This is a genomic window from Kitasatospora sp. NPDC058218, from assembly GCF_042882445.1.
Classification (GTDB): Bacteria; Actinomycetota; Actinomycetes; order Streptomycetales; family Streptomycetaceae; genus Kitasatospora.
In genome coordinates, this window is the sequence record NZ_JBHVWC010000129.1 from 1 (window position 1) to 10,587 (window position 10,587).

Annotated in this window: 2 protein-coding genes; both read left to right on the forward strand. The window is 74.5% G+C overall.

Translation table 11 applies throughout. The annotated features are described in order from the left end of the window. A partial coding sequence (locus ACFVYI_RS41765; protein ID WP_387895215.1) for an SDR family NAD(P)-dependent oxidoreductase occupies window positions 1-2,660 on the forward strand: 2,660 nt, incomplete at its 5' end. 32 nt (window positions 2,661-2,692) lie between these two features. Continuing rightward, window positions 2,693-10,587: SDR family NAD(P)-dependent oxidoreductase (locus tag ACFVYI_RS41770; protein ID WP_387895217.1), on the forward strand; the 7,895-nt coding region annotated here is incomplete at its 3' end.

The window sequence follows — 10,587 nt, forward strand, 5'->3', positions numbered from 1 at the left end:
CCACCCTCGGCCTCCACCACACCACCCACCCCCTCCTCCGAGCCACCGTCACCATCGCCTCGGACGGTGGACTGCTGGCCACCGGCCGCCTCTCCGCCACCGACCAGCCCTGGCTGGACGGACAGAGCATCGGCGGGACGCCGGTCCTGCCCGTCGCCGCGCTGCTCGAACTCGCCGTTGCCGCCGGAGACTCGGTCGCCGCCGGCCGCATCGCCGAGCTGACCGTGGAGGCGCCGCTGCCGACCGGGCAGGCCGCGCAGCTCCAGGTGGCCGTGGGCACACCGGACGCGGACGGGCGACGCGCTGTGGAGGTGCACGCCCGACCGGGCGAGGAAGCGCCGTGGACCCGACACGCGACCGGCCTGCTGGAGGACGCGGCGCAGGACACAGACGTCGCGGACACCGCCGCCTGGCCTCCGGCCGGTGCGGAGCCGATCGATCCGGAGGAGCTGTACGAGCGCCTGGCCGCGTCCGGACTCGTCGTGGACGGGGATTCCCGGGTCGTGCGGCGCGCCTGGCGGCAGCCTGACGGCCTCTGCGCCGAAGTGGCGCTCCCGGAGGGCACGGACGTCGAGGGGTACGGCATCCACCCGGTGCTGCTGCAGGCGGCCCTGCACGTGGCGACCCCGGCCGATCAGCAGGGCGGAGCCGCCCCCCGGCTCGCCCTGGCCTGGGAGGACGTCACGCTGCACGCGACCGGCGCCACCGAGCTGCGGGTCCGGCTGTCACCCCTGGGCGCCGACGCGTACGCGCTGACCGCCACCGACCCGACCGGCGAGCCGGTCCTCACCGTGGGCGCGGTGACCTTCCAGCCGGTCGATCCGGCGACGTACGTCCGGACGACTGCCGGGGCCGGGGACGGCCTGCTGGCCCTGGACTGGATCACCGTCGCGCCGCCCACTGCCGTCACCGCCGAACCCGCCGACGTCGAGGTCTTCCACGTCCCGGCCGGCCTGGAGGTCCGCGACACCCTGTTCCCGGTTCTCAAGGCCGTGCAGGAGTGGCTGGCGGAGGAGCGTCCCGGCGGCCTCGCCGTGGTCACCCGCGGCGCCGTCGCCACGACGGCCGAGGCCGACGTCACCGAGCTCGGCCAGGCCGCGGTGTGGGGTCTGCTGCGGACCGCGCAGACGGAGAACCCCGGGCGGTTCACCCTGGTCGACCTGGACGACGACCCGGCCTCCGAGCAGGCACTGGCCGCCGCGCTCGCCGTGGACGAACCTCAACTCGCGATCCGCGGGGGCCGGTTTTGCGCACCGAGACTAGCCGCCCTGCCGGCGTCGGCGGCGCCGGAGCCCGCCGCGCCACTGGACCCCGAGGGCACCGTGCTGATCACCGGCGGCACCGGACTGCTGGGCGGACTGGTGGCCCGGCGGCTGGTCGAGCTGCACGGTGTGCGCCACCTCCTACTGACCAGTCGGCGCGGGCCCGACGCGCCGGGCGCCGCCGAGCTCTGCACCGAACTCAAGGCACTGGGCGCGACGGTGACCGCCACCGCCTGCGACACCGCGGACCGCTCGGCGCTGGAGAAGCTGCTGGCGGACGTGCCGGCCGCGCACCCCCTCACCGCGGTCGTGCACGCGGCCGGCGTCCTGGACGACGGCCTGGTCGGTTCGCTGGCCGCCGAGCAGTTCGAGACGGTGCTCCGTCCGAAGGCCGACGCGGCTCTCCTGCTCGACGAGTTGACCCGGGACGCCGCACTCGCCGCGTTCGTCCTCTTCTCGTCGACCGCCGGCGTGCTGGGCTCGCCCGGCCAGGGCAACTACGCGGCGGCGAACGCGCTGCTGGACGGGTTGGCGCAGCACCGCCGGGCGCACGGCCTGTCCGGGACTGCGATCGCCTGGGGGCTGTGGGCACGGAGCAGCGGCATGACGGGCCACCTGAGCGAGGCCGACGTGGCCCGCCTGGCCCGCGGCGGCGTGACACCGCTGGAGGACGAACAGGGCCTCGCCCTGTTCGACGCCGCGCTCGCGGCCGGCGGGCCCGTGGTAGCGGCCGGGGTGAACCGTGCGGGGCTGCGCGCGCAGGCGGAGCTCGGTGCGCTGCCGCACCTGCTGCGCGGCCTGGTGCCGGCCGCGCCGGCCCGCCGCCGGGCCAACGCAGCGGCAGCGGTGGACACATCCGCGCTGATGCAGCGGCTGACCGGGACGAGCGAGGCCGAGCAGGACGCGGTGCTGCTGGAGCTGGTGCGCTCGCAGGCCGCGACGGTGCTCGGCCACGCCTCCGCCGGACGCATCGAACCCGACCGGGCGTTCCGGGAGTTGGGATTCGACTCACTGACCGCGGTGGAGCTGCGCAACCGGCTCCAGGGCGCCACCGGGCGACAGTTGCCGATGACGCTGATCTTCGACTACCCGTCGCCGGTCGCCCTCTCGCGCCACCTTCGGCAGGAGATCGCCCCCTCGCCCGAGCACGCACAGGTCGCTCTGCTGGCCGAACTCGACCGCCTGGCATCCGCGTTGGACGCTGCCCGGCCCGGCTCCGGCGACGGCGGAGGCAGAGGCGGCGGCGACGGTTCGCTGATCGCGGCCCGGCTGCAGGAGATGGCCCGCCGCTGGAACGCCACCCCGGTGGACGGCGGCCACGACCTCGACGACGACCTCGAAACCGTCACCGACGACGAACTGTTCGACGTCCTGGACGAAGAACTCGGCACGGCCTGACCCCCCCCTGACATCGAGGAGCAAACATCACCATGGGGAACGAGCAGAAGCTTCGCGACTACCTGAAGCGGGCGACGGCCGATCTGCGCCAGGCCAACCGGCAGCTGCGCGAGGCCGAGGACCGGGTCCACGAACCCATCGCCATCGTCGGAATGAGCTGCCGCTACGCCGGCAGGGCCGACCGGCCCGACCGGCTGTGGCAGTTGGTCGCCGGAGGCGGTGACGCGGTCTCCTCCTTCCCCACCGACCGCGGCTGGGACCTGGACGCCCTCTTCGACCCGGACCCGGAGCGGCCCGGCACCTCCTACGCCTCGGAGAGCGGGTTCCTGCACGGAGCCAGCGGCTTCGACGCCGAGTTCTTCGGGATCTCGCCGCGCGAGGCCCTGGCCATGGACCCGCAGCAGCGGGTACTGCTGGAGCTGGCCTGGGAAGCCTTCGAGCACGCCGGTCTCGACCCGGCCGCCGCGCACGGCAGCCGGACGGGCGTGTTCGCGGGCGTCATCCACCAGGAGTACGTCCCGCACGCCTTCTCCGGTGCCGAAGGCCTGGAGGGCTACCTCCTCACGGGCACGACCAGCAGCGTGGCGTCCGGGCGGATCGCCTACACCTTCGGGTTCGAGGGCCCGGCCGTGACCGTCGACACCGCGTGCTCGTCCTCGCTGGTCGCCCTGCACCTCGCCGTGCTGGCGCTGCGCAAGGGCGACTGCGACCTGGCCCTGGCCGGTGGCGCGACGGTGATGGCCACCCCGGCGCCGTTCGTCGAGTTCAGCCGCCAGCGCGGCCTCGCGCCGAACGGGCGCTGCAAGGCCTTCTCCGCCGACGCCGACGGCACCAACTTCTCCGAGGGCGCCGGCCTGCTGCTGGTCGAGCGGCTGTCGGACGCCCGCCGCAACGGACACCAGGTCCTGGCGGTGATCCGCGGTTCGGCGATCAACCAGGACGGCGCCAGCAACGGCCTCACCGCCCCGAACGGTCCCGCGCAGCAGCGCGTCATCCGGCAGGCCCTCGCCGACGCCCGCCTCGCGGCGCGCGACATCGACGCGGCGGAGGCGCACGGCACCGGCACCTCGCTCGGCGACCCGATCGAGGCGCAGGCCCTGCTCGCCACCTACGGCCGCGAGCGCGATGCCGAACGGCCGCTCTGGCTCGGTGCGGTGAAGTCGAACGTCGGCCACACGCAGGCGGCCGCGGGGGTCGCCGGCGTGATCAAGATGGTCATGGCGATGCGGCACGGCGAGCTGCCGAGGACCCTCCACGTGTCCGAGCCGACCCCGAAGGTGGACTGGGCCTCCGGGGCCGTCTCCCTGCTCACCGAGAACCGTCCGTGGGACACCGTCGACGGACTCCCGCGCCGGGCGGCCGTCTCGTCGTTCGGCATCAGCGGGACGAACGCGCACGTCATCCTGGAGGAGCCGGCCGTCGAGGAGCCGACGGAGGCGGCGGCGGCGACCGGCCTCCCAGTGGTGTGGCCGCTGTCGGCGAAGTCGGAGCCCGCGCTGCGCGACCAGGCCCGCCGGCTCCTCGACTGGCTCACCGAGCACCCGGACGTGAGCGAGGGCGACGTCGCGCACTCGCTGACCACCGCGCGGTCGCTGTTCGAGCACCGGGCCGTGGTCCTGCCCGGCGAGCGGGCGGAGGCGTTGCACGCCCTGGCGGAGGGTACGGGCCACCCCGGCGTCGTCACCGGCAACGCCTCGGGCAGCGGGAAGCTCGCCTACCTGTTCACCGGCCAGGGATCCCAGCGGGTCGGCATGGGCGAGGAGTTGTACACCACCTTCCCCGTCTTCGCCGCCGCCTACGACGAGGCACTCAGCCACTTCGACCCGCAGCTGCGCGACATCATCGCGTCGAACCCCGACGGGCTGCTCGACACCACACTCCACACCCAGCCCGCCCTGTTCGCCCTGGAGACGGCCCTGTTCCGCCTCCTGGAGCACCACGGCCTCACCCCGGACTACCTGGCCGGGCACTCGATCGGCGAGATCGCCGCCGCCCACTGCGCCGGCGTCCTCTCCCTCACCGATGCCGCGAAGCTCGTCAACGCCCGCGCCCGCCTCATGCACAGCACCGACCAAGGCGCCATGGCCACCCTCCAGGGCATCGAGACCGACGTCCTCCCCCACCTCACCGACGCCCTCACCATCGCCGCCATCAACTCCGCCGACGCGGTAGTGATCGCCGGAGACGTCAACGCCGTACACGCCCTCGCCACGCAGTGGAAGGAACAGGGCCGCAAGGCCAAGGTCCTCAACACCCGCCACGCCTTCCACTCCCACCACATGGACCCGATCCTCGACGAATTCCGCGCCGTCGCCGAGTCGTTGACCTACCACGAGCCCACACGTCCGATCATCTCCACACTGACCGGCGAATTGGCCCAGGAGCTCACCGAACCCTCCTACTGGACACGCCAGTTGCGCGAGGCCGTCCGCTTCCACGACGCCCTCACCACCCTCGGCGAGAACGGCGTCACCACCTACCTCGAACTCGGCCCCGACGCCACCCTCACCACCCTCACCCGCACCACCCACCCCGACGCCACCGCAACCGCCACCCTCACCCCCAACCACCCCGAAGCACACACCACCCTCACCGCCCTCACCACCGCCCACACCCACGGCCACCCGGCCCGCTTCACCACCACCGGCACCCACACCAACCTCCCCACCTACCCCTTCCAACACCGGACTTACTGGATCGACACCAGCTCGTCCAACGGCGACCCGAGCCAGCTCGGCCAGCAGCCCACCGTGCACCCGCTGCTGTCGGCGGCGGTGCCACTGGCGGAGGGCGACGGCGTGGTCTTCTCCGGCCGCATCTCCCTGCGCACCCACCCCTGGCTGGCGGACCACGCCGTTCACGGGACGGTGCTGGTGCCGGGTACGGGCATGGCCGAGATGGCACTGTTCGCCGGTGACCACGTCGGCTGCGCACTCGTCGAGGAGCTGACGCTCGCCGCACCGTTCGTCGTGCCCGAGCAGGGCTCGGTGCAACTGCAGGTCACCGTGGGCGCGCCCGACGACGACGGCCGCCGGCCGGTGTGGGTCCACTCGCGGCCCGGCGACGCCGAGGACACACCGTGGACGCGGCACGCGGAGGGCACGCTCGCCCGGACCGCGCCGGAACCCCACCCGCTGGGCGGGGCCGACACGGCGTGGCCGCCGGCCGGTGCGCAGGCGGTGGACCTGGACGGCTTCTACGAGCGACTGACCGGCCTGGGCCTCGGCTACGGCCCGGTGTTCCAGGGCCTCACCGCGGCCTGGCAGGCGGGCGGAGAACTGTTCGGCGAGGTCACCCTCCCCGCCGGGGGCAGCGGCAGCGGCCGCCGCCGCTTCGGCGTGCACCCGGCGCTGCTGGACGCCGCCCTGCACCCGCTCACCTTCGGCGCGCTGGAGCAGGCGCAGCAGGGCGAGTCCGGTCCGATCAGCCTGCCGTTCTCGTGGACGGACGTGGCGCTGCACGCCACGGACGCCACCACCGTGCGGGTCCGGATCACACCCGCCGCCTCCGGCGCGGTGGCGCTGGAGATCACGGATCCGGCTGGTTCGCCGGTGGTGTCGGCCGGGGCGTTGGTGCTGCGCACGGTGTCGCCGGAGTCGCTGCGGGCGCGGCCCGCCGAGCAGGACGCCCTGTTCACGCTGGGCTGGACCTCCCTCCCCCTGCCGACCGGCACCGCCGACGCCGCCCCGACGGTGTCCCGCACCGACGACCTGGCGGCCACCCTGGCGGCAACCGACTCGGAGCTGCCGGCGGCACTGCTGGTCGAGGTGCGCCCGGACGACCTCGCCGGGGCCGACCGGGCACACGCCGCGGCCGCCCGGGCACTGGAGCTGGTGCGCCGCTGGACGACGGACGAGCGCTCCGGGGAGTCCCGGCTGGTGCTGGTCACGACCGGTGCCGTCGCCGCCCGCTCGGGCGAGGCGGTGACCGACCCGTGGTCGGCCACCGCGTGGGGTCTGGTGCGGGCCGCACAGGCGGAGAACCCGGACCGGTTCGTGCTGCTGGACTCCGACGGCGCGCCGTCCTCCGAGGAGGTGCTGGCCACCGCGCTGGCCACCGGGGAGCCGCAGCTCGCGCTGCGCGAGGGCACCGCATGGGTGCCGCGTCTCGCCCGCGAGACCGGCTCGGGCGGGTTCACGCCGCCGGCCGGGGCGACCTCGTGGCGTCTGGACGTGACGGAGAAGGGCACGCTGGCCAATCTCGCCCTGGTCCCGCACCCGGACGCGGAAGCGCCGCTGCAGCCGGGTCAGATCCGGATCGCGCTGCGCGCCGCCGGTCTGAACTTCCGCGACGTGCTGATCGGCCTGGGCATGTACCCGGGTGACGCGCTGATCGGCAGCGAGGGCGCGGGCGTGGTGCTGGAGGTCGGCCCGGGGGTGACCGGGCTGGTACCCGGCGACCGGGTGATGGGTCTGCTGGACGGCGGGGCCGGGCCGATCGCGGTCACCGACCAGCGGCTCGTCACCCACGTCCCGGACGGCTGGAGCTTCGCCGAGGCGGCGGCCGCACCGATCGTCTTCCTCACCGCCTACTACGCGCTGCACGACCTGTCCGGCATGCGGCCGGGCCAGCGACTGCTCGTCCACTCGGCGGCCGGCGGCGTCGGCATGGCCGCGCTCCAGCTCGCCGCGCACCTGGGCGTGGAGGTGTTCGGCACGGCGAGCACCGGCAAGTGGGCGGCGGTACGCGCAGCGGGCCTGGACGAGGCGCACCTGGCGTCCTCCCGCACGCTGGACTTCGAGCAGCACTTCCTCGACGCGACCGGCGGCGAGGGCATGGACGTGGTGCTCGACTCGCTGGCCCGGGAGTTCGTGGACGCCTCGCTGCGGCTGCTGCCGCGCGGCGGGCGGTTCCTGGAGATGGGCAAGACCGACATCCGGGACGCGGCCGAGGTGGCCGAGCGGCACCCGGGCGTGGACTACCAGGCGTTCGACATGGTGGACGCGGGCTTCGACCGGATCCAGGAGATGCTCACCGCGCTGCGCGAGCTGTTCCAGGCGGGCGTGCTGCGTCCGCTGCCGGTGACCTGCTGGGACATCCGGCGCGCGCCGGAGGCGTTCCGGCACCTGAGTCAGGCGAAGCACATCGGCAAGGTAGTGCTCACCGTGCCGCACGCGCCCGGCCCGGACGGCACGGTGCTGATCACCGGCGGCACCGGCGGGATCGGCCGGCTGCTGGCCCGGCACCTGGTGGCGCTGCACGGCGCCCGGGACCTGGTACTGACCAGCCGGCGCGGTCTCGCAGCCGAGGGCGCCGCCGAACTCGTCGCCGAGCTGGGCGCGGCGGGTGCGCGGGTGCGGGTGCTGGCCTGCGACGTCACCGACCGCCGGGCGGTGGCCGACCTGCTGGCGGACCTGCCGGACCTGACGGCCGTGGTGCACACCTCGGGCGTCCTGGACGACGGGACGCTGGAGTCGTACGACGAGGAGCGCCTGGCGGCCGTCCTGCGGCCCAAGGTGGACGGCGCGCAGTGGCTGCACGAGCTGACCGCGGACCGCGACCTGGCGGCGTTCGTGCTGTTCTCCTCGATCGCGGGCACGGTCGGCAACCCCGGCCAGGGCTCGTACGCGGCGGGCAACGCCTTCCTGGACGCCCTCGCCCAGCACCGCTCGGCGCTCGGTCTGCCGGCGACCTCGCTGGCGTGGGGCCTGTGGGCTCCGACGGCCGGCATGGTCGGCACCCTGGACGAGGGACAGCAGCGCCGGCTCGGCAAGCGCGGCGCCCTGCTGCCGCTCAGCGATGTGCAGAACCTCGCGCTGTACGACGCGTCGGTGGCCGGCGCGCTGCCCGCCGTCGTCCCGGCCAAGCTGGACCGGTCGGCGCTGGACAGCGGCGGCCCGCTGCCCGCCGTGCTGCGCGACCTGGTGCGGCGGCCGGTCCGGCAGGCCGCCGGCAGCACGGCGAGCCCGTCCTCGCTGGCCCAGCGGCTGGCCGGGCGGGGCGACGCCGAGCGGGCCGCACTGGTCCTCGACCTGGTGCGCGCCGAGGTGGCGACCGTCCTCGGGCACACGAGCGCGGACGCGATCGGCGCCGACCAGGAGTTCCAGCAGCTCGGCTTCGACTCGCTGACCGCCGTCGAGCTGCGCAACCGTCTGAACTCCGCCACCGGTCTGCGGCTGCCGGCGACGCTGATCTTCGACTACCCGACCCCGGGCGCACTGGCCGCCTACCTCGGCGAGCGCCTGCTCGGCGAGGCGGGCGCCGCCACCGCGCCGACGGCGGCCTCGACCCCCGTACGCGGATCCGACACCGACGCCGACTCGGAGCCGATCGCCATCGTCGGCATGGCCTGCCGCTACCCGGGCGGTGTCGGATCCGCCGAGGAGCTGTGGCGCCTGGTCGCCGAGGGCCGCGACGCGATCAGCGGCTTCCCCGCCGACCGAGGCTGGGACGTCGAGGCGATCTACGACCCGGAACCGGGCAAGCCAGGCTACTCGTACGCCCGGACCGGCGGGTTCCTCGCCGACGTGGGCGGGTTCGACGCCGAGTTCTTCGGCATCTCGCCGCGCGAGGCGGCGGCGATGGACCCGCAGCAGCGCCTGCTGCTGGAAACCTCCTGGGAGACCCTGGAGCACGCCGGCATCGACCCGGCCGAACTGCGCGGATCGGCGACCGGGGTGTTCGCCGGCGTCATCGCGCAGGACTACATGGCCCGGCTGCCGCGCATCCCGGAGGGCTACGAGGGGTACGTCGGCACGGGCAACACGACCAGTGTGGCGGCCGGCCGGCTCTCCTACACCTACGGCTTCGAGGGCCCGGCCGTCACCGTGGACACCGCGTGCTCGTCCTCACTGGTCGCCCTGCACCTCGCCGCCCAGGCACTGCGCCGGGACGAGTGCTCGATGGCGCTGGCGGGCGGCATCACCGTCATGTCGGCGCCCTCGATGTTCACGGAGTTCAGCCGGCAGCGCGGGCTGTCGGCGGACGGCCGCTGCAAGGCCTTCGCCGCGGCGGCCGACGGCACCGGGTGGGGCGAGGGCGTCGGCCTGCTGCTGCTGGAGCGGCTGTCCGACGCGCAGCGCAACGGCCACCGCGTCCTCGGGCTGGTCCGCGGCACGGCGATCAACCAGGACGGCGCCAGCAACGGCCTCACCGCCCCGAACGGTCCCGCGCAGCAGCGCGTCATCCGCGCCGCCCTCGCCAATGCCCGCCTGGACGCCGCCGACGTGGACGCCGTGGAGGCCCACGGCACCGGCACCGCTCTCGGTGACCCGATCGAGGCGCAGGCGCTGCTCGCCACCTACGGTCAGGGACGTCCGGTCGAACACCCGCTGCTGCTCGGCTCGTTGAAGTCCAACATCGGCCACACGCAGGCTGCGGCCGGCGTCGGCGGCATCATCAAGATGGTCATGGCGATGCAGCACGGCGAGCTGCCGAAGACCCTGCACGTGGACGAGCCCACACCGCACGTCGACTGGGAGGCGGGCGCCGTCGAGCTGCTGACCGAGGCCCGGCCGTGGGAGGCCGACGGCGAGCGGCGACGCCGCGCCGCCGTGTCGTCGTTCGGCATCAGCGGGACCAACGCGCACGTCATCCTGGAGGAGGCACCCACCGCCGAACCGGTCGAGCACAGGCCCGAGGAGGACGTGGACGGGCCGGTGTTCTGGCCACTGTCGGCGAAGAGCGAGGACGCCCTGCGCGACCAGGCCCGCCGACTGCACACCTGGATCACCGAACACCCCGACAGCACGGACCGCGCGATCGCGACAGCCCTGCACCGCCGGGCCGGGTTCGACCACCGGGCCGCCGTCGTCCCCGCCGACCGCGCCACCGGCCTGGACGCCCTCGCGGCACTCGCCGAGGGGCAGCCGCACCCGGACCTGGTGACCGGGACGGCCGGCGTCAGCGGCAAGACCGTGTTCGTCTTCCCCGGCCAGGGCTCACAATGGCCCGAAATGGGCCAACACCTCCTGGCCACCAACCCCGT